General features: G+C 42.0%; 19 protein-coding genes and 1 tRNA gene. 7 read left to right on the forward strand and 13 right to left on the reverse strand.

Annotated features, from left to right (window positions below; translation table 11 throughout):
- Positions 1–87: 87 nt before the first annotated feature.
- Positions 88–948 (forward strand): helix-turn-helix domain-containing protein, encoded by an 861-nt coding sequence (locus tag A4R26_RS09860; RefSeq protein WP_081163614.1) that lies wholly within the window; start codon positions 88–90, stop codon positions 946–948.
- A 90-nt stretch (positions 949–1038) separates the two neighbouring features.
- A complete protein-coding gene (locus A4R26_RS09865; protein WP_081163615.1) occupies positions 1039–1830 on the forward strand; it encodes an alpha/beta hydrolase in 792 nt (263 codons plus the stop codon).
- Between the two features lie 93 nt (positions 1831–1923).
- On the opposite strand, the gene ppsA is transcribed toward A4R26_RS09865, so the two are convergent.
- Positions 1924–4569 (reverse strand): phosphoenolpyruvate synthase, encoded by a 2646-nt coding sequence (gene ppsA / locus A4R26_RS09870; RefSeq protein WP_081163616.1) that lies wholly within the window; start codon positions 4567–4569, stop codon positions 1924–1926.
- Positions 4538–4990, reverse strand: a complete 453-nt coding sequence (locus tag A4R26_RS09875; RefSeq protein WP_081163617.1) for a MarR family winged helix-turn-helix transcriptional regulator — start codon at positions 4988–4990, stop codon at positions 4538–4540. Before A4R26_RS09875 ends, ppsA begins: the two co-directional genes overlap by 32 nt.
- Before the next feature lie 806 nt (positions 4991–5796).
- On the opposite strand from A4R26_RS09875, the gene A4R26_RS09880 reads away from it, so the two are divergent.
- Positions 5797–5883 (forward strand) — tRNA-Leu (locus A4R26_RS09880).
- 247 nt (positions 5884–6130) lie between these two features.
- On the opposite strand, the gene A4R26_RS09885 is transcribed toward A4R26_RS09880, so the two are convergent.
- From A4R26_RS09885 to A4R26_RS09935, 11 genes are all read right to left on the reverse strand, one after another.
- Positions 6131–6724: a hypothetical protein gene (locus A4R26_RS09885; RefSeq protein ID WP_081163618.1), complete on the reverse strand. Its 594-nt coding sequence runs from the start codon at positions 6722–6724 to the stop codon at positions 6131–6133.
- Between the two features lie 224 nt (positions 6725–6948).
- On the reverse strand, positions 6949–7740 hold the full coding sequence (locus A4R26_RS09890) for a hypothetical protein (RefSeq protein ID WP_081163619.1): 792 nt from the start codon (positions 7738–7740) through the stop codon (positions 6949–6951).
- Positions 7741–8131: 391 nt separating this feature from the next.
- Positions 8132–8599, reverse strand: a complete 468-nt coding sequence (locus tag A4R26_RS09895; protein ID WP_081163620.1) for a DMP19 family protein — start codon at positions 8597–8599, stop codon at positions 8132–8134.
- A 5-nt stretch (positions 8600–8604) separates the two neighbouring features.
- On the reverse strand, positions 8605–13377 hold the full coding sequence (locus A4R26_RS09900) for a DUF6443 domain-containing protein (protein WP_081163621.1): 4773 nt from the start codon (positions 13375–13377) through the stop codon (positions 8605–8607).
- Positions 13374–13826 carry a hypothetical protein gene (locus A4R26_RS09905; RefSeq protein WP_133054611.1) on the reverse strand — a complete coding sequence of 151 codons (453 nt, stop codon included), beginning with the start codon at positions 13824–13826 and terminating at the stop codon, positions 13374–13376. Before A4R26_RS09905 ends, A4R26_RS09900 begins: the two co-directional genes overlap by 4 nt.
- Before the next feature lie 20 nt (positions 13827–13846).
- Entirely contained in the window at positions 13847–17653 is a 3807-nt protein-coding gene (locus A4R26_RS09910) for a DUF5977 domain-containing protein (RefSeq protein WP_081163623.1), read from the reverse strand.
- A gap of 47 nt (positions 17654–17700) precedes the next feature.
- Positions 17701–18381, reverse strand: a complete 681-nt coding sequence (locus A4R26_RS09915) for a hypothetical protein (RefSeq protein WP_081163624.1) — start codon at positions 18379–18381, stop codon at positions 17701–17703.
- A gap of 52 nt (positions 18382–18433) precedes the next feature.
- Positions 18434–19864: a hypothetical protein gene (locus A4R26_RS09920; RefSeq protein ID WP_081163625.1), complete on the reverse strand. Its 1431-nt coding sequence runs from the start codon at positions 19862–19864 to the stop codon at positions 18434–18436.
- Positions 19865–20505: 641 nt separating this feature from the next.
- A complete protein-coding gene (locus A4R26_RS09925) occupies positions 20506–20994 on the reverse strand; it encodes a hypothetical protein (RefSeq protein ID WP_081163626.1) in 489 nt (162 codons plus the stop codon).
- A gap of 233 nt (positions 20995–21227) precedes the next feature.
- Positions 21228–21605 (reverse strand): restriction endonuclease, encoded by a 378-nt coding sequence (locus tag A4R26_RS09930; protein ID WP_081163627.1) that lies wholly within the window; start codon positions 21603–21605, stop codon positions 21228–21230.
- A 331-nt stretch (positions 21606–21936) separates the two neighbouring features.
- The gene (locus A4R26_RS09935; RefSeq protein ID WP_081163628.1) at positions 21937–22158 is read right to left on the reverse strand and encodes a hypothetical protein; all 222 of its coding nucleotides are present in this window, start codon (positions 22156–22158) and stop codon (positions 21937–21939) included.
- Between the two features lie 392 nt (positions 22159–22550).
- Here A4R26_RS09935 and A4R26_RS09945 point away from each other — a divergent pair, with 392 nt between their 5' ends.
- From A4R26_RS09945 to A4R26_RS09955, 4 genes are all read left to right on the forward strand, one after another.
- A complete protein-coding gene (locus tag A4R26_RS09945; RefSeq protein ID WP_081163630.1) occupies positions 22551–22748 on the forward strand; it encodes a hypothetical protein in 198 nt (65 codons plus the stop codon).
- A 259-nt stretch (positions 22749–23007) separates the two neighbouring features.
- Positions 23008–24543: a SulP family inorganic anion transporter gene (locus tag A4R26_RS09950; RefSeq protein ID WP_081163631.1), complete on the forward strand. Its 1536-nt coding sequence runs from the start codon at positions 23008–23010 to the stop codon at positions 24541–24543.
- A gap of 70 nt (positions 24544–24613) precedes the next feature.
- Complete coding sequence (locus tag A4R26_RS35820; RefSeq protein ID WP_278248414.1) at positions 24614–24745, forward strand: hypothetical protein; 132 nt, start codon at positions 24614–24616, stop codon at positions 24743–24745.
- 750 nt (positions 24746–25495) lie between these two features.
- Positions 25496–25819, forward strand: coding sequence for a hypothetical protein (locus A4R26_RS09955; RefSeq protein WP_081163632.1), 324 nt, complete (start codon positions 25496–25498; stop codon positions 25817–25819).
- The last annotated feature ends 469 nt before the right edge of the window (positions 25820–26288 follow it).

Below are 26288 nucleotides of genomic sequence, written 5' to 3' on the forward strand. Positions count from 1 at the left end.
TGTTTTGCCTTCTAATACAAATGCAATAATTTGCGAAACTGTTTCCTGCCAAAGAAGCGCTGACAAAAACAGGATGCTGACAATTACATGAGATTAAAACTGAGTGATGAAAAAACCGGCGGCGACCTGCTGCTCTTCAAGGAAGAAGAAAGTTTCGATCGTTTATTTTTCGGCCGCGACCGGTTCAATAAGTATTTTACAATAGCATGGAACCCCGGCCAGCCGCAAACGGTAACCATCGACGGAACCGGGCATGAGTTCCCGGCGAATTCCATCCTTACCCTGCTCTTCAACCAGTCGTTTACTTTTGAGAATTCGGTGGAAATCGTTTCCTGGCAATTCAACCGGGAGTTTTACTGCATTATGGACCACGACAGTGAGGTAAGCTGCGTTGGATTTCTTTTCGGGAGCATCGATCATATGTTCATTTCGCTCAACGAAGACGCGCAGGAAAAAATAAAGATGCTGTCGGCCATGTTCGTAGATGAGTTTAAAATAAACGATACCATTCAAAATGAAATGTTAAGAGTGCTGCTGAAACGGCTTATCAGTTATATAACCCGGTTAGCCCGGTCGGAGTATGTACCCGAAAAAAAGATCCAGGATGACAAATTCAAACTGATAAGAAAATTCAACCTGCTGGTAGAAAACCATTTCAGGGAAGAACATTCGGTAAGCTATTATGCCCAGGCATTGTTCAAATCGCCCAAAACCCTGTCGAACCTTTTTGCGCTCTATAACCACAAAACACCTTCGCAGGTTATACAGGAAAGAATTCTTATAGAAGCAAAAAGACTGCTCACTTTTACCGAGAAGCCGGTAAAACAAATAACCTTTGAACTGGGTTTCGACGATGTAGCCTACTTTTCAAATTTCTTTAAAAAACATACCTCCCGGTCGCCTGTAGAATTTCGAAATTCCGGCTCTGTGATCAAAGAAGGGAAATAATTACAACTTTACGGGAATTCAGCACAAAAACCACCGCCCTTTTCCATTGCATCTTTGTACTGTTGAAACAAACAATAAACAACAATCAAAATGGAAAAGAGATCATTGAAAAACACGTTGAAAAATGGACTGGCAGCCGCTGCCATTGCCTTATCTGCCACTACAGCCACAGTAACAGCAACCACAGCACAAACGGTAAAAAACGTAGTATTGGTGCACGGGGCCTTTGCCGACGGTTCAGGTTATAAAGGCCTTTATAATGAACTTACGAAAAAAGGATATAACGTAACCATCGTTCAAAACCCGTTGACGTCGCTGGAAGACGATGTAAAGGCAACGAACCTGGTGCTCGACAAACAGGACGGGCCAACGATCCTTGCGGGCCATTCATGGGGCGGAACGGTGATTACGGAAGCAGGTAATCACCCGAAAGTAGCTGCCCTGGTGTACATTGCGGCCCTGCAACCTGATAAGGGCGAAACCACCATCCAATGGCTGCAAACCCTGCCCCCCGATGCCGATAATGGCGTTTTACCTGTAGACGATAAAGGGATCGTTTATTATTCCAGAGAAAAGTATCATGCGGGTTTTGCCGCCGACCTGAATAAAGCCGATGCCGAATTTATGTATGCCTCGCAAGGCGCATTTCATGCAAAAGGTTTTGTTACGCCTCTTACCCATGCGGCCTGGAGAAACAAACCAGCGTTTGGTATAGTGGCCACAGAAGATAAAAGTATTGTGCCCGATATCCAACGCAATATGTATAAACGCTCGAATACGAAGATCACTGAAATAAAAGGCAGCCATGTTGTGTTCATTTCACAACCGGCCAAAGTAGCCGCGGTGATCATCGATGCGGCTAAATCAGTATCGGGAAAATAGTTTTTCAGGTATAACAATCGAAGGGCCTCGCCGTTGGCGGGGCCTTTTTGTTTAAGTCATAACGCCCACCGGTCATTGATGTTCAATATGCGTTTACAAAATTTCGACATATCCTTCAGTGCCATGTACCCTGATCCGCTGCCCGTCTTTGATCAGTCTGGTGGCGTTCTCCACACCCACAACCGCCGGCAGGCCATATTCACGGGCGATCACGGCGCCATGGGTCATTAGTCCGCCCACTTCGGTCACCAGTCCTTTTATCGAAACGAACAGAGGCGTCCAGCTGGGATCGGTAAATGGGGTAACCAGGATATCACCTTCTTCGAGGTCGGCGTCTTCCATATTCAGGATAACGCGGGCGCGGCCCTCTATTAAACCGGAAGAAACCGCCAGGCCTACAATGGCATTGGCCGGAAGATTGTCGCGGTTGTATTTACCTGTAATGATCTCGCCATCGGAGGTAATAACCCGCGGCGGGGTTAATTTTTCAAAAATTTTGTATTCTTCTTTTCGTTTGCCGATAAGCCCGGGATCGGCTTTATTGGTGCGGATGGCTTCCTGCAATTCTTCAAAACTGAGATAGCAAATATCTTCTTTATCATTCAACACATGGGCCTGAGCGAGCCGTTCCGCCTCTTTTAGTAAAGCCTGTTTATAAACGAAGTAGCGACTAACAATGTCATATTTCGGATACTCGCGGTAACCGATGAAATTTCTTACCAGGTCGATCATTTGTTTTGTTTCCGTGGCCTTTTGATCCCCATCGGGCAACTGTTTCAACCGGGACAATAGTTCCTGTTCTTTTTTCAATGCTTCCAGTTGCCCCTGCTCAAATTTTCGTTTGCTGGCCCCAGGCTCCATGTTTTTGATGTTACTCAGGATCACGGGTGCAAGGGTGACCGGTTTCTCGCTCCACCGGGTTCTTGTTATATCTATCTCCCCGGCACATCGCATTCCATATTTATCGAGAAAAGCGGTAACAGCGTCACGCACCTGCTGCCCGCCATTGAATTGAACCAGTTTATTCAAAAACCCGTCATCCTTTGCCTGTTGCAGGTATTCAATTATTTCGGGATAAGGGCGGATCACATCAGCCACATCCAGCAGCGCCATACCCATTTCAGAAGTAACGTTGTTGGCAACGGACAGGGAAATGGTGTCTGCCACGTTCTTTTCACCCAACCATTCATTCATTTTTTCATTGATCCATGCTGAAGCATGAATGGCGGCCATGATCACACTCAAATTTTTTTTATCAGCCGCCAGCTGCCGCCGTTGCTGCAGATCTGCCAGGATGCATTCAGTTACATCGACGCCTGATTTCGTTCCGATGTTTTGTTTCAACGCTGATAACGATTCCTCACTACTCTTAATTAGTTCCGCAACAATCGCGGGATCGTCACCTGCCTCTGCAAGAATATCTGCGGCCGACAAACCCACATGGCTTTTGATTTGCGCCAGGTCGCTTTTTTCGTTTGGGTCCGTTTTTATGAAATCACCGCGCTCTATGATGGTAATAAGCGCGTCTTTAATGAGCGGATCGGAATGTCCTAAAACCTCCAGTAAATTTTGCCTGCCCGCAGGGGTGGCCAATCCCATCGTGATATCAACAAACAGCCTTCCCCCACCCGTTTTAAATATTGGCCGGCCGCCTGTCAACATCCACACGGAGATGCCCAGTGGTTTAATGGCATCGGTCATCATTTGCTGATGACCAACAGAGACGTACACGTGATTTTCGCGGTCATTCGCTTCGGGAACGGGAAATAAAGTGGTGACCGGCCGGCTTTGAACAATATAAAATGTACCATCGACCAAACACCATTCAATATCCTGCGGCTGGCCGAAATGCGCTTCTATCTTTCTGCCGATGCGTTCCAGCTGCAGGATCTGTTCATCGGTAAGCGCCTGCCGGTGCTGCACCGTCCACTCAACTTCCCGTTCTTCGGTACCGCCCTCTTTTAATGCATAAATAGCCAGCTTCTTGGAAGATATTTTCTTATGTGTGATCTGGCCGTTGCGAACTTTATAATTATCGGCATTCACCAGTCCGGCCACCAGGGCTTCGCCAAGCCCAAAGCTGGCATCGATAGATACCACTTTCCTGTTGCCGCTAACCGGGTCGGCGGTAAACAAAATACCGGCCGCCTGTGGGAATACCATCTTTTGCACTACCACAGCCAGGCGCACCTTGCGATGATCGAAACCGTTTTGAATGCGATAGGTTACCGCCCTTTCGGTAAACAGCGATGCCCTGCATTTAGTGATGTGTTTGATGATAGCTTCTATGCCAATAACATTCAAATAGGTATCCTGCTGACCGGCAAACGAAGCGGCAGGCAGGTCTTCTGCGGTTGCGCTGGACCGTACCGCCCAGGCATCGTCTTTACCGAACCTGGATAAATAGCGGATGATCTCTTCTGTAATAGCTGAAGGAATGTTTATTCCTTCAATGGCGTTGCGGATCGCACAGCTAAGACTTTTGATCTTATCGCAGTCATTTATTGTAAGCAGGGATAATTGATCAAGTAATGCACCGATAGCCGGTGAATCCTGAATAATTGTTTCAAACGCTTCTGTGGAGATACAAAAACCATCAGGCACAAGGACGCCTTCAATCCTCGAAAGTTCGCCGAGGTTAGCGCCCTTCCCTCCTGCCAAAGCAATCATTGACTTATCAATTTCCTGGAAACCCAGGATGCAGGAATTATTCGTCGTTGAGTTTGTTTGTGGTGTCATTCATTATTTCAATTGCTTTTAAGAAATAGGTTTCAATGACTTTGAGCTCCTTATCGGAAAATGAACCGATCAGTTTTTCCGACTTGCTGCGGAACTCTTTATACAGGGGCTGCAGCAGCGCCATAATATTTTTTGTATTGGGAACGATGATCACCTTCCGCCGGTCGTCTTCGGCATACTGTCGTTTCACCAGTTTTTTCTTTTCGAAGCGGTCAATTAAACCAGTAACGGCGCCGGTGGTCAGGCCGGTTAAAGCAGCCAGCTCGCCGGCTGTCATTTGGCCTTTTTGCATTATGAAACCCAGGTATTTATGGTCGGTACCGGGAAGGCCGGCCTCGCGGGCAACGGTTTCATGCATTCGAATGGAAGCGTAGGCATATTGCTGGCTGAGCCTTCTGATCCTGGTTACGTCGTTCTGCATTTAATATCTTATTTGGTAATTATCTTAGTGACAAAGATAATTCAACTTTATGAACACCGCCCAAAAAGATCGGAAGATTTCACCGGTTGTTTAAAGAATCGGGCCGAAGTTGTTTAGATGCACTTAAGTTGGTAACGATGATGCATTTTGAAATAACTTTGAGCTAACGGTAGCTAACTATATGGCTTATGTAGCCAACTTTGAGGCAATGTTGTGAAGCTTGCACCATAGGTAGCCAACATTGCACGTCAGCAGTAAAACATCGGTACAATGTTGGAAAGATCGAACCAATGTGGCTACTGATGCACCATAGTTACTAACTTACGAGCACTGGGATCCTGCGATAAGGCATCCTTCCGCCGCCGTACATTTTGGCGCCTATCCTTCAGGCATGGGCGGGCAACTTTGGGTATCAGTTCTTCTTATAAGCCGCCAGGATGTAACTTTCGATATAAAACTCCGCAACATATGACCAGATGGTTGATACCAACGGGCCAGACTGCCGTATTGAAGCCCGTAGAGTGAGCTATTGATGAAAATGGGGTAAAACCAGGCAGGGAATCTATTGTAAAGACCGGGTTAGCTTACAAAACTTTTTTGTGCCGGGCCGGCCGACCCGGGAATCGGTAACAGCCTGAATTGAAGCGATTAACAGCACTTTTCTTACAAATATTTCTCATTTTTTTTGGCCAATTAATTTTTCCGGTTATCTTTGCAACCCGATTTGAAAAATTCATCGCTGAAAATGAGGCGACGAGGATCGGAAAACAAACAAGCTCTTACAGTTTTTAAGATAGATCTGAAATGCCCAGGTGGCGAAATTGGTAGACGCACTGTGTTCAGGTCGCAGCGCTCGCAAGGGTGTGCTGGTTCGAATCCAGTCCTGGGCACCATAAAAAGAAGAAGCCTCAAGTTGTTGAACTTGAGGCTTTTTTAGTTTAATCTATTTTACTTTCTTTACTGGCGAAAGTGCAATTAATTATAAAGCAATAATTTATACGGTTCGACTCCTGATGCGGGGCGCTAAAGGTTATGACGGAGAATCCCGCACCAACGCTACTTGCATTGATGCCAACGTTCGAGTATTTGTGAAGGCAGGGAATTTATTCAAAATCCATGTTAGCTGTATACATATCTTCATTAATCAATTCCATTTGTCAACAGTAAATACCCCTTGTCCTTTGTCAATATAATAGTAGCTGTATCGGCTCCATAATCGCCCTCAAAATATCTTAGGTCTTCTTCTTTCGAGTAAACTTCAACTGCATTTTTTAAAAAGTCAGGTTCAACGATAAATAATCTCCAATTTGAATAAACAGAAAGAAATGAAGTTAAATTGTCAACTAGTTCGATAGATTTTTCCTTTTCTAGTTGCTTAGAATAAAAACTAAAGAATGGCCCTTTAGCAGTGTCCCCTGTCAACATAGATACGAGGTATTCGCTTTTTTCATTTTCAACCTCTTTAATTTTTAGTAAAATTTTGTCCTTGAAGATATTACCTTTTCGTAGTTTGTAACTTTCAGTTTTGTAGTCAAAATCATGCATATTATACCAACCTCTTTCTTTGTCTTGATTTGCGAGTTGTTGAATAAACGATTCTGATTTTATGAAGTTCAGCAATTCAGTATTGATGTCATTGCTATTCAAGTCAAATCGTAATATGAAAGTATTACTATTCAATACAGTGTCAACCGCATCCAAAAAAGTCTTAATTGGTTCTATTGATATGTCCATTGGGTTTGGGTCAATTGGGCCACCACCAACGTTGGGGCTTTCTGCTATGCTGATATTCCGTGATTCGTCAGCCTGGTGCAGAAGAAGCCGATTGAATACGGTAATGAAATTATAAAATAAACTTGATAGAAAGAGTCAAGCCCGGACTACCGATGATAAGCGAACAGGACGATCAGTATATATTCTTTAGCCAGCATAGCAGAAAACCCCATGTTGAGCGAAGTTTAGTCATGTACTGCTAACTGAGCACTTAAAATTGGGAGTTCCAATTTTTCACCGTAGTCAATTTCCTCATTGGGTTGTTTATCGAATGGCATTTTAGACTTATAGGGATAAAGTACAAAGAGTTTCCTTATTATTTGTTTTCGAAATACAGGAATTTCTGTCCGTAGAAAGCTTACCCTAAAGGCAATATTTCCAATTTGTAAACAAGCCTTGTAAAGGTTCATTATTGCAAAATCCAGTTCTTCTCTTGAAATATCAAAGGCCTTTCTTACTATAGGGCCGCCAATCATGTAATTTAAATTACTATACTTCATTTTAGTCACTTCCACAATAAAACCTTCAGGAATAATTCCTTTTTGAATTAGCCTATATGCCATTGTGCTAAAAACAATTTTTTGTTGTGTTGTCAATGATGCCAACATTGTTTTGAGTATCACCCATTGGCTAAGAGTTAAAGCATCATCAGCACTTATGTGATTAATATCTAAACAATTATCAAGTAAGTCTACAAAGATGTTTTTAACTTTAACTTCCAATTCTGACATCCAACCATTGTTACAAGCATTGCAAACTTGTTTAAGAGTAAAGTCATCATACCTTATCTCTCTACCGTCAGAAACATCATTTGAGAAATTATCAGCATACTCATTAGCGTTTGAGCGCTCTATAAAATGGAAACTTGGCTTAAAGACTTTTTCTTTCGCTTGCAGGATAGTAAAAATCCACTTTGAATATATATGCTCTCGGGATAAATCTTTTGAACCGCAGAAAATGCACTGTCTCTTATTCATGTAAGTAATAAAAACATTAAGGTAGGACTATTATCAAAATATAAACTAACACATTCCTTACCCCGGTGAAAAATCCGTTTTAAATAAATGGTATCCATATTCCTGGTTTTTAGCTTTTGGATGACGATACTTATTCAAACGAAACTTCGCCACATCAGTCACAGTATGGCAACTAATCAAAACCTTTGGATACTACAAAAGTGGAGATATTAAACTAACGATCTCCCCGCTCCGAGATTACAAAAATTTGATGAAAGTAGAAATTCAGGCGTATCCATATTTTTTCTAATTAAGTTTTAGAGCGTTTTGCAATTAACCGGAAATGTTTAATATGTCAAAAAAAGCAACTCACTCATTACTTTTTTACTAAAGGGGAACTAAAGTTCAATTGTCAAAGTTTTCGCAAATAATTACCTAACAATTCCTCAATATCTTCTTTTTCCTCGTTATAATATTGCGTATCCAATTCATCTAAGGGATCAAACAAATCATCTTCTTTAAACAATTTATTAATTTCTTTACTCATTAACTTTTCTCTAAACACGAAATCTATATCGTTTTCAGTATTTACTATTTCAAAGGCATCATTCAAATTTTTTGCCCTTTTTGATGCGCCAATTCTTTTAAGCGCATCAATAGTTTCACTTGCAAATTGCCCATAACCATTAATGAAATACTGGTGAAACCCCCCGTTAAATATTTGATTATGTAAAACCACAACCAGGTAAGTGGTTTGCAAATCAACGGGCAATTCCATTATATAATTATACCAGTTTGAATTTACTTCATTAAACCATTCTGTTTTTATTCCAACAACAGCTTCGGCATATTTTTTTTCTATAATCTCGTTATTGGTCATAATCGTTATTTTGTAAATGCGCCAGGATACATTGTTTTATTCATTTGAATCAACTCTTGTAATGCACTATTAGGAATGCCCTGTGGCCCATATACACGTCTTAGTTCAAAAATATCTCTAGCTAGAACCTCTCGTGCGTTTGAAAAGCCAGACATATTTCTAGATACTACCCCTGCGCCTATTGTATGGCCTGGCTTTGGAACCAAAATGCTTGGCGCTGTTTTATAATCATAACCAGGAACAAATTTCTCCATCAACTTTTTTTGTCCCACATGATGAGCGTCTAATCCCGTTCCTAAACTCCTTAATTCCGTATATGCACCAACCTTCCATAAACTACCTGCTGTAGAAGAAGCCGAAGCCACTTTTCCACCTGGCAAAACCACCAATAACATCCCCGCCGTCGCCTGTGTATTACTTTGCGCTACTCCATATGTATCATAGCCGGTAATATAAGTAGAGCCAGCATTAGCAAAAGGAGCTACAAAATTAAACATATTGTTCCACTGATAAAGCCAATCCCATGGATTTGACATATCCCCCCCGCGAGGTGCTTTGTTTCTATCGACATCCATCATTCTATCGATACCATCGCTGATATAGTCCATAGAAAAGAAAAGACCGCCATAGGTGTTCCCTGTTAATGTAGCCGTATAGCTAAGGTTATAACCGCCATCGGCATACCCTGCCCCAAGTCCACTTACCTGAGCCCCCCATAGCATGGAAAAATAAGCCGCAGCCATTCCGCTGGTTAGAAAGCCTCCGTTATATCTTAACCAGGCTTCATCAAATGAACCGGCCATGCCGTAATACGAACCCCACATATCCCAGGTAGAGGCATACTGCGCGCCATAAAGAAACGCTTCTTCTGAACTACTAAATGGCATATACATCCAAACACCATTTTCGTAAGTATACCTACCGCCATAATCGTTCGGCTCCAGTCCTGCCGGATCGTTCCAATAAACCGGATCATTAAATGCAAAAACATATGCGGACCAATCTGCATACGAATCCGCCAACGGATCAACCTGCGTAAACCGCCCTGTCTGCGCATCATAGCCCCTGAAGGCAGTTTCATACATGGCTATTCCCAAATCATTATTCAGCTCAGTCCCTGCATTGAATTTGTACGAATTCTCCATACCCCCCATCGCCTTACTACTAATCGCCGCTATCGTTAACCCAAACGGGTAATAATGCGTTTCCTGGGTAATGGGGCCTTTTTCGTGGGTCACCTGTAGATTGTCGAAATAAACCAGGTTATTGCTTTCATTGCTTACATATATGTATACATACCCATTCCTTGCCGCTTCTTTGGCATTGCCATCGATGCGGTAAATGGTTTGGCCGCTGCCTTTCGTGCTCACCTGTACCATTTCGCTATTGGCGCTTACGAACCGGAACTGTTCATCGAAAAACAAAATGTTCAGGTAAGCCTTGGGCATGCTGCCGCCACCGCCGCTTTGCGGCGCCAGAAAATCGGTAAACGGTACACTGCTGTTTAAGTCGCTGGCAATGGTTGAACCAACGCCGTGGAATGTGGGCGAGGCTGAATTTACCAAATTAGCCAGTACAGCAACTATCGAGTTTAGCCCATTGGCATTGCTGTTGTCAGTGGCATCATCGGGCAAGTAATAGTCCACCTTCACATGAACCCTGTCACGGGCCATTACTTTCAGGAGTTTTCCAACGCCGATGCTGTGGGTGCTTTTTCGCAGCAACTGCACCCAATGGCCATTGGTAGTGGTATCGTAAAAGTTGCCGGGGCGGTTGGTACGTTCTAAATAAACGCTGTCATAATAAATGCTTTCATTGGCTACTGTTGCGCCTTCAAATGTTACAGCCGGGTAAAAAGCCGTATCCTTTTGACCGGTGAGCACCATACGCACATTACCCAGGTGGTCTTTTATAAAATAATCATAAAAGAAAGCCGCCCTGGTAATATCAAATCGTATCCGGCCTTCTTCCTGACCTAGAAACTGTAAGGTATCATTAACATACACGGCCCCGCCATCGTACAGGGTAGTTGTTACTTTTACCGGAGTAACCGTGCTGTCGGTGGTGATCTTTTTCAGCCGGTAACCAGCCGCATCGTACACAAATTCAATTTTCCCTTTGACGCTCACATAAATCGTTTGCGGAAGGTTCAGGTGATTGTATACAATGCCATTACCTGCTGCCTGTGCAATGTCTTTGTTCAGGTCTCTGACCAGGTTACCATTTCCGTCATAACTGTAGTCAGTTGCTGCGGATGTTTTACCGGAAGGCCCAAAAGAATTTATGTAGGCTTTTGAACTTCTGAAATCACCTAACCTGGTTGCCGTATCATTTACCACATCTATCACATTCTGCAACCGGTTGGTGTAACTGTAATAAGTATAAAGCAGGCTGTCGATCGTTACGCTGCCGCCCGGCTTCCAGCCCTTTTGCATCATACCCAGAATATTTCCATTGGCATCGTAACCGGCCATTTTAACACTGAAATCAATGCCGGCGCTCAGGCTAAATGCGTTATTGGTAAACTGGGTAAAATCGGCATTCACCAACCGGTTAAGCGCATCGTATGTATAATCGTACCTGCGCACCTGCCCGTCACCGGTGCTTTTCCATAACTGCCCGGTTATATTGCCATTGTATTGAGGTGCGTTATAATTTTTCGACGAACCATTGATCGCAAAAACTGTTTTATCATACCCCAGGTCGTAACCAAAAAAGTTAGCTGTGCTCAGTGTATCTTTCACAAAAGCCCGGTTAGCCCCCAGCAGCCAGCCACGGATGTTATAATCATAGGTCATTGAATCGAGCGGCACACCGCCTGCTCCACCGGCGGGAGCAATTATTTTCTTTTTCACCTGCCCCAGCACATCATATGAAAGGGTCGATAGCGTTATCCATCCACTCAACGCCCCGCCGTTCACCAATGTATTGCTGAGCTTCTTTTCGGTTTTTATAACCCGGCCCAGGCTATCGTAGGTAAACTTCGTTACGGTAACTGTGGTTTGTGCGTTCGCGCCCCCTTTTCCTGATTTACTAATTACTATTAAAGGCTGACCGGTAAAACTGTATTGTGTCGATACAATGCTGGTGTCGCCGGTTATATTTTTTCCCTGCGTTTGTACAGCCCTTCCCTCGTCGTCATAGAAATTAACCGTGTATAACAGCGAGTCGTTACTTAAATTTTTTACCGCTGTGCCGGTAGCCAGGCCTGTCAACAATTTGCTTTGGGTTACTGATTGCGGATAGGGAAATGTGCTGTTACTGGCCGTTAACAGATGGGTATCCCATGCGGCCGATCTTGTATTACCAACGGGATTATTATGTACAGGTAACCAATCATAGTTGTCATAAAAAGCATAGGCCAGCGGATTGAAGGTTGCTGCGGCCGGAACGGGATATCTGTTAATAGCTATACCTCCTATAACTATTGTATCGCTTTCGGCGCCAATTGTACCATCCACAATTTCAGCGGTCATTTCACCGCTTGTAGCCGACTCAAATTCGTCATACAATGTAGCCGTAAGCAAGGCTTGTTTATTTCCCGTATGCCCGCTGCCCGACACTACGTTGTGTAAAGGAATGGAATGAGCAGTAGTTTGGGCTGTGACCAATGCCTGCAGGCTATCGCGGCTGACATTATAGGTGGTCAGTCCCGTTATTACCGGCCTGTTGAGCGCATTGTATAAGGTGGTAAACCATTTGTTACTGCTGCGCATTATAGAATCCTGTGAAAACACCAGCCGGTCGCGGTTATCATACACAATATACACCGCCCCGGCGCCAGGTGTTTTTTTCATATACGGCAATCCTCTTTCATTATACTCGTAGCGAAAGCACTGCTCATTGAGGATCACATTGCCGTTCCAGGTTATATCCCAACTATGTTGAGCCAACAGGTCTACCCCCGCAGGTTGAATAGTGGCACGTAACTGACCGGCCACATCATATACAAAATAGGTGCATAGCCATCCATAATGCCCTTTTCCCTGCCCGGTATCGGCCTGGGCTGTAAGTTGTACTTTCTTTAAAATGGTTTTACCCTGTTTGTCTTTATATTCTACTACCCGGTTATTGCGTTCATCGATGACGATCTGCTTAAATAATGTACCCGCTGCATAATACCGGGTAGTGTTATAGCTTCCAAAACTTCCGTTTATGTCCGTTACGGTCCAGATGCGCACACTGTCGGCGGCAGTATTATGCCAGTAATGCATTTCAATGCCCTTCCCGCCATGTACCCAGTTATCACCGGCAGCAAACGTTTTCGTTGTGCGGTTAAGCGGCGATTCCTCGAACTCTGTTTTACCATAATAATAGGTTTCGCCCTGCCCATAAACAGGACTGCCGGTACCACTGTAAAAGGTGTTTTGTTGTTGAAACGGGTTCGTTTGAAAATTGCCGGTTGAAGCCGTACCTGCAAAAGGTAAATACATTCTCGCCTGCCTGCCATATTCATCATACACCTGCGCGGTTAACATATCATAGGCGGTTGTGCCGGTTGCCAGCGCACCCTGCTTTACTACTGTTTGAACCGGCCTGCCCAATCCATCGAGGTATTGCGTTACCAAAGGAAAATCCTGTATACTGCTACCGGTGGTAATATTGTTGGGATTTGTTTCCGGTTTAATGGCGCCCCAGTTTCGTACTATTCCGCCCAGGTTCGAAGCATTTGAATAGGCGGCTGGCGTTACCACGCTGGTATCCTGCGCCACCAACGAATACTTAACCCATATCAGTAGTAGAAGCAGTAAGGCGGTTTTCAAACATGCTTTTCTCATGGATTGGTAGTTTTGATAGTAGTGGTGTCTTTTTGTTGTGTACCGGCCCGTTGTTGCATGATGGCCTGTCTGCGAATTACATCAGCGCTTAAAACTTCTTTATACAGCTTGTAATTTTCAACTCCAACAATGGCTTTGTATGATGCATCGGCTGCACTATCAACTTTGGCCATTTGATCCCGAAATGCTTCGGATTTCCAATATGATTTGAATACCTGCCGCCGATTATTATTAATGGTAACGCCGGTATTATATAGCTCCAACTCCTGACTGGCAGTGAGGCTAAAAAGCTCTTTCATCCTTTTCACAGTTCTGTTCGCAATCGCAGAATCGGCTTTCTGCTCCATCAGTGGCCTGCGCTGTTCTATGATTGCCTGCTTTTGCTGACTGAAAGAAATAGAGGTACATACCAATAAACAAATGGCGATCATTAAGCAAATCTTTTTCATGTCAATATTTTTATTACTGGTTAGTAGTTTATGATAACGGTGTTACAGTAGTCATCGAAATACGTGTAGTATGAGTATGCATAATAGTATCCATACGCATAATCATAACAACCGAGGTCGTAATCGTGGTAACCGCTGTTGGGATTATAGATCTCCACATCGTAATATCCGGGCGGCAGTTCTCCTAATTCAGTAAGCCCGTAAGACCAGGGATCAGTTTCAAAAAAGTATTGCTCACTGGTATTTACATCCGTGAACGTAAAGTATATGGGAGAATAACCCGATCCATAATCATTGTAATAAACCGTGGTAAGCTCAATACAATACCCGTTTGTGTTCACCCAGCTTTGCCCGTTGGCATCAACATCATTTTGTGCCAGTTGATTGGCATGGGCCTGGCTGGTGGTTGAAGTATATGTACCTGCCGGAACCGTATATTGGGCTGTGCCGCCTATGTAACCGCTGCCACAATCATTTTTCGTGAAGCTGCCGCTTCTTTCTTCATTATACCAGCCAACGGTACAAACGCCGTTGGTATTGGCATAATCCTGGCCGTTTGCATCTACATCTGATTGCGCCAGCGCATCTGCAGCAGCCTGGCTGGTAGAGTAATAGGAATTTGCGACAACGGTATAGGTTACCGGCGTTGTAATATATCCGTACCCGCAATTGCGCGAAAATGACCCGGTCTTTTGTACGTTCCCATAAACACTGCAATTTTCCGTTTGGCCATTATACGTATAGCAGTTTTTCTTTATTACCCGTTTATCGGCATCCCGCACCAGCATGATACGGCCAAAGCGATCGTAGTCGTAATAGATAACCCGGTTATTGATATCACATTCGCTGCTCACACCTATGTGTGGCCGGTATGTCATGGTGCGCATTTGTGCGCCTTTGGGGTAAAGCCTTAGCTCATCTATTTTTCCACTGCCTGAAATGGAAATGGAAGAAACGCCGCTAATTGTCCTGGTGTATAGCGTCCAGCCATTTTTAGTTATGAGCTGCGTTCCGGTACTGCCATCCAATGAAAGCGTACCGGAGTTATTCTTCAGCCAACAGGTAATAATGTACGTGATGCCCGGATTAACCGTTTTGGTTATATTGCCCGATGAAAGATTATAACATCTGGCCCCTGTTATGCTCGCAGGATTCGATAGCGGGACGCCGCCGTACGCCCAGCCGCCTTTACCACCCGCTTCAAATGAGGTATAGGCAACATTGGCAATACCGGCATTCATTACTTCGGCCACGGGTAAATTATCTTTTGCCGTTGCATCAACCGGATAGTCATAGATATAGCAATAGCGAATATTATTCTCTTTTGAAACCTCCAATGGCGCACCGCCGCTACCGTACGAATACACATGCATTTGTGACCTGTAGTTGCTGGTATCCCGCACCATTTTGGTCTGTAGCTCTTCGGGCAGTACCAGATCGCCCCCGAAACCGTTATTATATACGTTTTTTTGCGCACCTATTAAATTGCCCTCCCTGTACGTTTTGCTTTCGACCAACAAGCCGGGCATATTCCTTACCCGCATTTGATAGTGAATGTCGGCACCGTTATTTATCTGATGCGGGTAATAATTGTGAGTTATGATCGTAGCCGTATCGCTGTTCTTCCGGGTGATCTTTGTTGGGTTCCATCCAACACTATCTTTATAATCAAACATGACAGAATCCAGGATAGGGTTTTGGCCCTTTTCGTCATAAGTTGTGGCAACAGTTTTTGTGAGATTGTACTTGTAACTTTTATACCTGTAACCAATTACATCGAACCCATCAAATTCATAACTCTGTGGAGGGGTCCACTCCACCGGCCACCGGAACCGGCGCCGGGTGGTATAAGAATTCAATATATGCTGATTACGGTAGTCTGCCTGGAATGTATTTTCCGATCTCTTCAGCGTTATGAAAGAAGAACCACTCTTTTTAAAAACGATTGTTTTAACTTCCGCGCCATTCAGATCGGGCTCCAGGTTGGATGGTACAGGTACAAAATTATCGCCCAGGTAAATACTGTACCAGGGCGATATGTAATCGTTTCGAAAAGTATGTTCTATTCCACCGCGCGCCAGATTTCCATCATCACTTTCTATTACACTGCCATAGGTAACATATGAACCTTTCGATGTACTATAAGGCGTTAACGTATTTGAGCTTACCAATGTAGAGGGACACTCCTGGATCACCGACCCGCATACAAAGCCATAATTATAGTTAGAACTGTAAAATGGTTGAAAAGAGCTGATACCCGATGATGTATTGGTATCGGCAATAGAAGTATATTTATAAAATTTTCTTGTGTTTATTCCACTAAGCGGATCATAATTCTCTACCGCCTTTACGCGACTGCCTCCTGCAATGATACCGCTGCCAATTAAATTTGGCTCGTAAAAAAATTTCTGATACCCGCCTGTGGGGAATGTCACCTTCGTGAGCATGCCGATTGGCGCTACGGTTGGATTGGGATATTTGTCAGGGTCAGAGTAGCCCAGGTTCTCGTAATAAAGCCTTGTTGCAGCCGTGTCAATATGCGTTGAGTCAACCGGGTAATAATTCCATCCGGGGTACCAATATGCAACCTGGGTTTGATAACCGAAAATGTCCCATTCCCAACCCTCATTACGGTATCCCAAATGGTTCCTGCTGTGATATTCAAATACATATTTCTCTTTTACTCCACTGCCGTCTATACTTTCGTTTTCCAGCGTATCGAGAAAATACCGGTAAATATGCATGGGCACGCTGTCGTACCGCATACCTACGCCGTATTTAAAATTGTATTTTTTAAGCGTATTAAGTGTTCCGGTTAAATTTTCACGAACTGTTATATTATAGATCCGGTAATCGTGGCTGGGGTAATACGTGTCATTGTGATCGGGGCGCTGCTCATAAAAAAGACCAATATTAATTCCATTGCTGGCAGTGATGCCGACCAGGTACCTTGTGTCGTGGTTGAGCTGGTTGTAACCATTTGTTGAACCGGTGGGGCACTGATTGCCACCACAATAATTGGGATTAGAGGGGCTATAAGAAAGCGTATATACGCCTCGTGCATCTATTACATGCGACAGACCATATTCAAAATGAACCCATTCACCTGTTTGCGTTGTAATATCTGTTAAGAACCAGGCGGTTTCATTGCTAAAGCTGGTTGAATAAGTATGAGACCCGAATACCTGGAAGGTGTTAGTAGTTTCAGGCAGATCAAAAACAAAAACAGTACCTTCAGCAGTAGTGATGGTAAACGTTTTTGAACCATAGAAATCAGTCGCCTCAATTTTTAAATTATTTTCAGGTATACAATGGCCCATGCCGGAAGAATCGAGAAAGAAACGCCCCGACATTCCATTGAAACTGTACAAATACTCATCAGGCTCCGTATCCCAATAATTGTCTGCTGCTTCGTTTAGATACCAGCGTAAACTACTGTTATGTTGCGAAGGATTGGGAAAACTTCCATACGGAATGTTTTCAGGAACGCCGTCAGGCTCATCCCTGATAATACGGGTAATACATCCTCCCGCCATCAAATTGAATCCCATACCAACATATGAAGGCATGTCTGAAGAATGGATACCATTTGACGCATACTGCAGTCCCAGCTTCAGCGTGAAGCTTTTCAAGGTAATATCATAAAGAGGAATAGCAAGTGTTGCGGTTCCTGTATATAAATTGTTTGACAATAACCCCGACTTACATAAATTAAAAGCTTCAGGAGAAGATGGAATTATCGCCGGGAGTTGAGCGGATAGCTGCCTGCCGGGGTTTAATAACAGCATGGCAAACAGCAATAAAGCTGCGCAACGTTGCAATTGCATATTAAGGGTTTAAAAAGTTATGGCAAAGAAGTTCGTTTCAACATGGTTTATTTCCCGGATTTATCCTTCTTTAATTCCTGTTTAAGCGCTTCTACTTCTTTATTCAGGTTAATTATATATAAGGTCAGTTCTTCAATTTTCTTTAAAAGAGCAGCCTGGTTATCGCCCAGGTCAAGGCCGTTTTTTTCCACTTCTGCGGCTGAAGGCACATCGGGAAGGTGATGTTGTTGTTTTATGAACTGTTCTACTTCTGCCAATGGCGGTAGTTTGTAACCGGAAGCAAATACATAATCAGGCCAGCCCGATTGGGTTACTTTTACTTTTTTTGAAAAGATGTCGCCGTTCACGGCCAATTTAGCCTGTGGATTAGTAGTGCCAATGCCAACGTTGCCACCGGAAGTTATTATCACTTTATTGGTTGCTGAACCGCTGGTTGCGCCTGATGAAAAAACAATGCTTCCAAATTCCCGTAACTCCATTATGTTTTCCGAACGTCTAAATAAGATGCGATGGTTATAATCAAAGCTTCTAATTTGCCCATGATCAGTAAAAAAGAGCTCGTATCCATCGCTTAATCTGATGTTACCATTCACAATATCAAGTTTCTGCCCGGGGGAAGTGGTTCCGATACCAACATTACCGTTAGAGGGAAAAGTATTTGTTTGCGCTAATGCCTGAGCATAGGATAAAACGGTAAACAGGATTATGAATGCAAAATGCTTTTTCATTCTTACAGATTTATTTGATTAGGAGTTTTTTGAGGCTGATAATAATTGGGTTTTACTTTAACGTATATCCGAATCTAAAAATGACCGGTTGCGTTCTTGGTACCTGCGAATAGCTCAGATAATCCCATAGCAGATTCATACTACCTTTCATTTTTTTACTCACCTTATATTTTTTACTAATCCCAACTAAACCGCTTTGCTGCCACACATTGAGTGTTTGTAATTGTTCAATGCGGTTGAAGGCAGACCGGTAGTTCATCTCATAACCGGCACTCAGCCAAAAGGAGCCTTTTAGTTTCCAATCAAAATAACCTCTCGCCCCAACCCCTTCATAACTCACCACCAGATGTTTTATACTTTTACCCCATCCGATGTTACCAGCCATTCCCACTCCCACAACCGATCTGTCGTTTAGCTTATATCCGGCTGAAAAACCAATTTGTGTAGCCGATGGCAACCATGTATTGCTTCTAATGCTTTGTAGGTTTGTGCCAAGTTCCCACCGACTCCAGAAGCTTTTCGTGCGTTGGCTATTAGGTTTAAAATCAGGCATATTGGCATCTTCATCACTTTTACCCATTGCATTCACCTTGTCCTTCAATTGCTGTAGCTGGCTTTGTGCCTGTTGCATGTTCGATTGTATGGATTGAAGTACATTGGGGCCGCTTCCTATTGTTTGCTGTATAAGTGTATTCACCTGCGAGGTAAATTGCAGTCCCGGTAAGGCTGTCTGTGTAGCGAGATTATTAGCGCCAATACTTTGAGGAAATAAAGATGCCAACAAACTATTTTTTGCCATAAACTCCTGGAAACGTTTTGTCCTGGTTAGCATATCGATGGCTTTTCGCTCCAACTTGCCTGGTTGATTAAAGAGAGTTCTATATTCTTCAACCTGCGCCTGGTAGTAATACAGTTTTTTATTGTACTGTTTTAGTTCCTTAAGCATGTTTAGTTTTCCCAATTGCTCACGAATCTTTTTGCGCCGGTCTTGCATATACCGTTGTAATTCCTTTGCCGCCTGGAATTGATCTTTCATTTTATTGATACGCAACAAGGATTGCTGCACAGAAGAGTTGTTCAGAAATGTTGCATTCTTTTCAAGGAAGTGTAATGAAGTAGTGAGGGTATCCAGGAAAGGAATATATTCTTTGCTTTTTGATATATTTATTTTCTCCGTGATACTATTTTGAAAGGATCTATATTGCGAAGCAGGGTCGGGAAACAATTGGCTGGCAGCAGCAGAATCCTTTCTGAAGAGTTTTTTCTTCAATCGCCTTTCCTCTTTGGAAACCTTTTTTAAATAGCGTTCCGTCTTGCTAATTATAGCAGCTTCTAAACCGGATGTTCTTTTGTTTATCTTATCTAAAAAATAGGCGGGAAATGATGATACCTTATCCGTAAGACATAGACTATCCTGTGCTGGTGACATATGGGCAATAAACAAGCATGCCATGAGCATGACTATAGGATTCAGTCGCATCATAGTCGGTTAGATTAGGGGTTAAAAAGTCAAAGCCAGGCGTAAAATGCCTACCTTATTTGATTAGGGAGTATCAGGGGAACAGATTAACATGTGAAGTACTTGTCCGGGAATAAAAGATGTAAAATTGGTTGGGAATAGGTTACAACGTTAGTAACTCAAACGAATATTTCCAAGCGGTGTTTATAATCTTGCCTTAAGTCAAGTCCTTAATAATCGATAACCCCGGGGTTATATCGCTGCCATTAGCATTAAACAATCCGTGACAAATTTTGACAAAAGAAATTCTAAATAAAAAGCGCGGGTAAGTGAAAATACCTATCCGTCTTAATGATTTGAATCTAGGCTGTGAATAATATCATTAAGGTCGCTTCAAAAACCTTATGTGAGTTATTTAGATAAATACAGGTAATCGGCCAGAAGATGATTTGAAAATCGTTCTTTACATTGATAACGATGAAGAGGATCGTAAATTTGCAAATTTTTATTAAACCTTATTCTACAAAAAATTGTTGCAACTATTAATATAATACTAACTCACTGTAAAACCTAAATGCAGATGAAAAGACAATGCCATAAATAGTATCGTTTAATTATTTGGTCCTGACAGTGCAAGACTCGATTATTCTATTTAGATAAATTAACTATTTCCAGGTTACAGGAATATCTCTGAATTCAAATGCTAAGTTTACCTGGTTACCTAAAGCGTAAGGAATACTTACAAGTTTCAACATTTTAACAGAAGGCAGAATTTTAGAAAATTCTATTGATGCTTTTACAGGTGTTTCAGTATAAATAGTATTGGATACACTTCTGCTCCCGATAAGAGTTGAAGTTGTATGATACTGATTAGCTTCTACATCAATAGCATCAGCTTTGTCCATAAAAAAGTATTTATTAGCATCATGATTTAAAACAGTAAAAACTACTGTTAACTTTTGTTGTTTACTATCACCTTCGCACTTTATTAAATTAAAATCAACATTAGGGCCAGATACTGTTTTAACTGGAGTGGTAATACTCAATGCCTTTTTTAAATACTCATTTTCTTTTTTTAAGTCATCACAACTTGTCTGAGCTAAAAGGTTAATTGTTTGAAAAACAAATACAATAATAAATGTAGCTTTTTTCATAACTTAAAATCATTGGTTAATGGAATGGTATATGATAATATCAAGGTTTCAAATATAATTAAGTTTGAAGGAACTCAAAAATAACCATAAAGGGAAAAAAAAACCTGTAGTAAAAAGATCACTTGCCCGATCTTCTGAAAGCTTGGAAGTTTTGACTAATTTTACATCTGGCATTTCATCATTCGTTAAAACTTATTGATTATTGGCTCATAGAAAATGTCTGATAGACTAAATCATAATTGAGGCGATTTAAAATAATCGTTCACCCATTCAATAACTTTATCCTTATTGGGTAATTCTAGAAGGTGTGGCATCTGTTGTGGCTTTTTTAATGCTCCTTTTGTGAAGTAAGAAGTGGTTACGATTATCCCCCTATTTGCTTTTTCTGAGCTAATGACTTCAATAAAACCTCGAATGATCTCTATTCCCACTTTCTTTTTTGAATACCGTTTACATTCGACAAGAAACTTTAAGGGATTTTGCATCTTAATATTCATTAGTGCAATTATATCGTAGCCATTATCAAACTTTTGACAAGCAGAGGCCATAAATAACTGATAACTAGGATGCAAAGATTCAAGTCCTGGGCACATATTAGCCGTGTAAATCATTGATTTACACGGCTTTTTTATTTAGTGCTTGTCAAAAATGTGTCATTTTTCGCGCTTTCTACCACTATTTCTGACACACAAATGACACGCAGTTTCACACCGCCAAGCACACACGCTTTGACACGCAGTTTGGCTATTAGTTATTCGCCGTCGCCGGAGCAGATGCCGTATTTTTTGAATCTAGCCAATTAATTTTAAAGGGCTGTTCTGAAAAACAGAGGCAATAGTTGAATCAGCCATTCCATAATAAAGCATTCATTTTAACGCTCCATTTTACAAATATTTAGTTAACCCAAAAACGGTGTTTTTCACGTTTTCTTAATCGATCGTATTACGTTTGCAGGAAATAAGTTTCCCTCCCAGCCAGCATCTTATCAATTTCCTTCCTTTTATAATCACCACTATTATTTTTATAAACCCCAAACGCCTCGCATTTCTTGACGAACTGTGTTCGTCCCAAATTGGTGTAAATACATGCTTCCACCGGTTTTAAAAATGGTTTGAAACATAATGCAATGGCCCGCATGGCAATTAATTCCTCATGCCTTATCATAAGATTGGTTTTAAATCATTTGCAATAGTGTAATATTTACGCGGCTTCAAATATTTCCATCTCCCTGCCCTGGTTCAACCGGCCAAACTGTACGGCCTTACCTTTTTCCGGTATTTCAATCACCACATCCACATCATGCTGGAAGATATTGGCACCGCGGAACCTGCCATCTTTGGTCGTTTAACAGGTTGGGTTGCATCACACTTTTATCCTGCAACTTCTTTTGTAAGGTCATATCCAGCCCTTCTTCTTTGGCTACATATAAAACCTTTCCGTGATGATCTTAAAAGTTTCATAGTAAACAGGTTTATCGAGAACGCCGAAAGGTGGATTGGTAAGAACAGCGGAAAAGCGTTTTTCATAACCTGTAAACAGACGGAGTAGCATCCCGCATGAATACCTTGGCAAAGCCCCGAAATCCGCAAGATGGCTTCGTTATTTTGACCATTGACGAGAATAGTACCACAGAGGATGATAGTATCTTTGTTCAATTTATACGCTTCACTTATGACGTTGAAATTCCAGCAAAAGCTGTTGAAGAAAGTCCTTTACCAAATGAGTTTGCCGATATGTTGAGAAAAGCCTATTAGAATAAATCAATTGCCGATACTTATCAGTTATTTTATTAATCCAGATTGACGATTAGCAATTTGTCGAATACATCCAAACTGAATAGTATTGGAAAAATTTCTTACCTTCGCGCCCAAAATGAATAGGAAAATTACATCTTCTCAGGTTTCTCCACCTTAATAATCAGACTATCCTGTGTTATGCGCTACAATTCGTGGTGCACATTTCCCATTTCAATTAATAGTTACATATTTTCTTCTTTTAAATAACCATCATTGCATGAAGGCTTACTTTAATTTATTTGATTTTACTCAAAGGGTCAATTACAAGACTGAAATTCTATCCGGTTTAACCGTCGCACTGGCATTGATCCCCGAAGCTGTAGCCTTTGCCTTGATTGCTGGTTTATCTCCTCTTACAGGGCTATATGCTGCTTTCACTATTGGACTGGTTACATCTGTCTTTGGTGGTCGACCGGGCATGATCTCTGGGGCAACTGGAGCTATAGCTGTTGTGATTGTGGCTTTAGCAAAATCTCATGGTACGGAATACATTTTTGCGACTGTAGTTTTGGCAGGGATTCTTCAGGTGTTGGCTGGTGTTCTGCGATTAGGGAAATTTATAAGACTGGTTCCTCATCCGGTAATGTTCGGATTTGTAAATGGCCTGGCAGTAGTAATTTTCATGTCTCAACTGATTCAATTTAAAACTACTGATGCGCAGGGTGTATCACACTGGCTTACCGGAAGTCCATTGTATTTGATGCTTGGTTTGGTTCTTTTAACTATGCTGATCATTTGGGGACTGCCTAAATTCACCAAGGCATTTCCTTCGTCTTTGGCTGCTATCCTGGTCATTTCAGCCATTGTAATCGGATTTAATATCGATACCCGTACAGTTGGAGATATTGCATCCATTAAAGGTGGATTTCCTCCATTTCATATAGCCGATGTTCCTTTTACCTGGGCAACCCTGTCTTTAATCTTTCCTTATGCCGCCATCGTTGCAGGAGTCGGTTTAATTGAAAGCCTTCTTACACTTAACCTGGTTGATGAAATTACCCAAACAAGAGGAAGAGGAAACAAGGAGGCGGTAGCCCAGGGTGCAGCTAATATAGTGACTGGTTTATTCTCCGGAATGGGAGGCTGTGCCATGATCGGACAAAGTTTAATTAACATCTCATCAGGCGCCAGGGCAAGGCTCTCAGGGATCGTTGCAGCCGTAATGTTGCTCGTATTTATTATGTTCGGCTCTTCATTAATAGAAAGGATCCCTATGGCTGCTCTTACAGGTGTAATGATTATGGTTGCGATCGGGACTTTTGAATGGAGCAGCATTAAAATGATCGGCAAAATGCCCCTGCACGATATTTTTGTAGGCATTCTTGTTGCCGTTATTGCTGTATTATTACACAATCTTGCCCTGGCAGTACTTGTAGGGGTAATTATTTCAGCGTTAGTCTTTGCCTGGGAAAGCGCTAAAAGAATAGGCGCTAAAAAGTACGTTGATGAAAAAGGAGTGAAACATTATGAAATATATGGCCCCCTTTTCTTTGGATCGATTACTGCTTTCAACGAAAAATTTGATACAATAAACGATCCAAAAGAAGTGATTATTGATTTTAAAGAAAGCCGTATAGTGGATATGAGCGCCATTGAAGCGCTGAATAAATTGACAGAACGTTATAAAAGCGAAGGGAAAATTTTGCACCTGAGGCATCTTAGTGACGATTGCCGGCTACTTTTGAAAAACGCCGATGAAATTATCGAGGTAAATGTAATGGAAGATCCACACTATAAAATTGTAATAGACTAAATAAAGGCTCATATTTATCCTACTTGTCCACATCGAGTTGTAAAAGTTTTTTTATTCGCATACACTAAGTATGTACATACATCTGTTTTACCGGAAAGAAGCGGAAACAGGCTCTGCTGAGGAGCAGCCTGTCAGGAATATTTCCGGTATCGAAGCATTGACGGCCGTTCGTTGTTTTGGGCACAAACGATCTCTTGGCTGAATAGCTTTTAACCCGTTGCGGGAAAGGGCGTTGCGGACCCGATAACGGCTCATTCTGGACATCCTGGCTCGCAACTCCGCCATGATCCTTCCAGTGCCGTAGCGGCTCTTATGGGCCTAAAAACGTCTATCGCCTGATCCTCCATCATTATACTGACAGGATTGACCTTGTGGGTTTTTGATTTGTGCCAATCGTAATAGCTGCTTATGCTGATTGACAGTACCTGGCATAGCTGCTGAATGGGTATTCAACCTTGCATTTTGTCGATGGTCATATACACGGTTTTTATATCCAACGGCCCAAGATTTTCAAGGATTTTTAAAATATCACGTTCCCGCTCCGTACGGCGCAAATCCGCCTTCAGGCGTTCTATTCAGCAGTGGTATCCGCAATGTGATGGGTATTGTAAGAATAGTCGCTCTAACGGCAGATGTAATGGCAGATGTAAAAGATCTATGCATAAATGGAGAAATGAACGATTACGTTTCCAAACCCGTCCGTCTTAAATAAATACAGATGATCTTAAAGAAATACCACAAATATAAATCAGGGCTTAGAAATAACGCAATACCACGCTAATGAATATAATTCAAATCATACTTTTCAATTTGGCTAACGGGCCAAATATTTTTAGCAATTATTAAATGTTTAATTACATTTATTTTCTATAAATTTGAATCGGTTAAGGGTTTTGGTTGGTAATACTTTGCCTGGAGTATAACTTTTTATAACCAGTAGAACCCATTAACTATGACAATACTACGCCATGCTCTTGACCATTCAGAACGGCCGGTCTTTATTGGAATGTATTTATTAGATAAAGATTACAACTTTGTACATTCCGATCTTCTTTATTTACGAGTTGCAAAAACCATTGAACATCCCACTATAGTAATGGATATTGTAGACTCCCATCACAAGCGATATTATTATAGAGCTATTAATTGGGAGCGCACACTTTTAGTTTGTGTCAAAATTAGCAATGGTCTCAGTGAGGTGGAGCAATATATCGAAGAGCCATCGGGAAAATTTATGGCTCAATTATATCGAAAAGCAAATTTTGTTTCTCTTTAATTGAACAGTTTTTAATGCTTCATACTAGTGGCTTTAGATGAGGTTACAATAATTTGAAAATAGTTCTTCTTTTGTAAAAAAAACGGGACCACAGGTACTCGTTGCTACCTGTAATCCCGGACTTAATAATTTACATATCTACAACTTAAAGCCAACAGAAATACTTAAAACCCGGTGTTTATTGTTATTGTCAACCGAACTATTTGATCCTGATTGCAGTTTAGCCAGGCCATATCCGTAATTTAAGGCAATCATGACTTTATTGAGTTGAAATCCTGCTATTCCATTCAACCCGTAATCAAACCTTCTCATAACCCCCAAGCCTGATCCTTCTTCATTGTTAAAAGTGGTTGGGTCATCATTACTGTATTCGATCTTCTCTTTACTATTATATGAAACAGCCAGATTTCTACCTTCAATTTTTCTTTTACCCCCAACACCTATAGCTATATATAGCTATATAGGGTCC

Source organism: Niastella populi (genome assembly GCF_002078015.1).
GTDB classification, from domain to species: Bacteria; Bacteroidota; Bacteroidia; order Chitinophagales; family Chitinophagaceae; genus Niastella; species Niastella populi.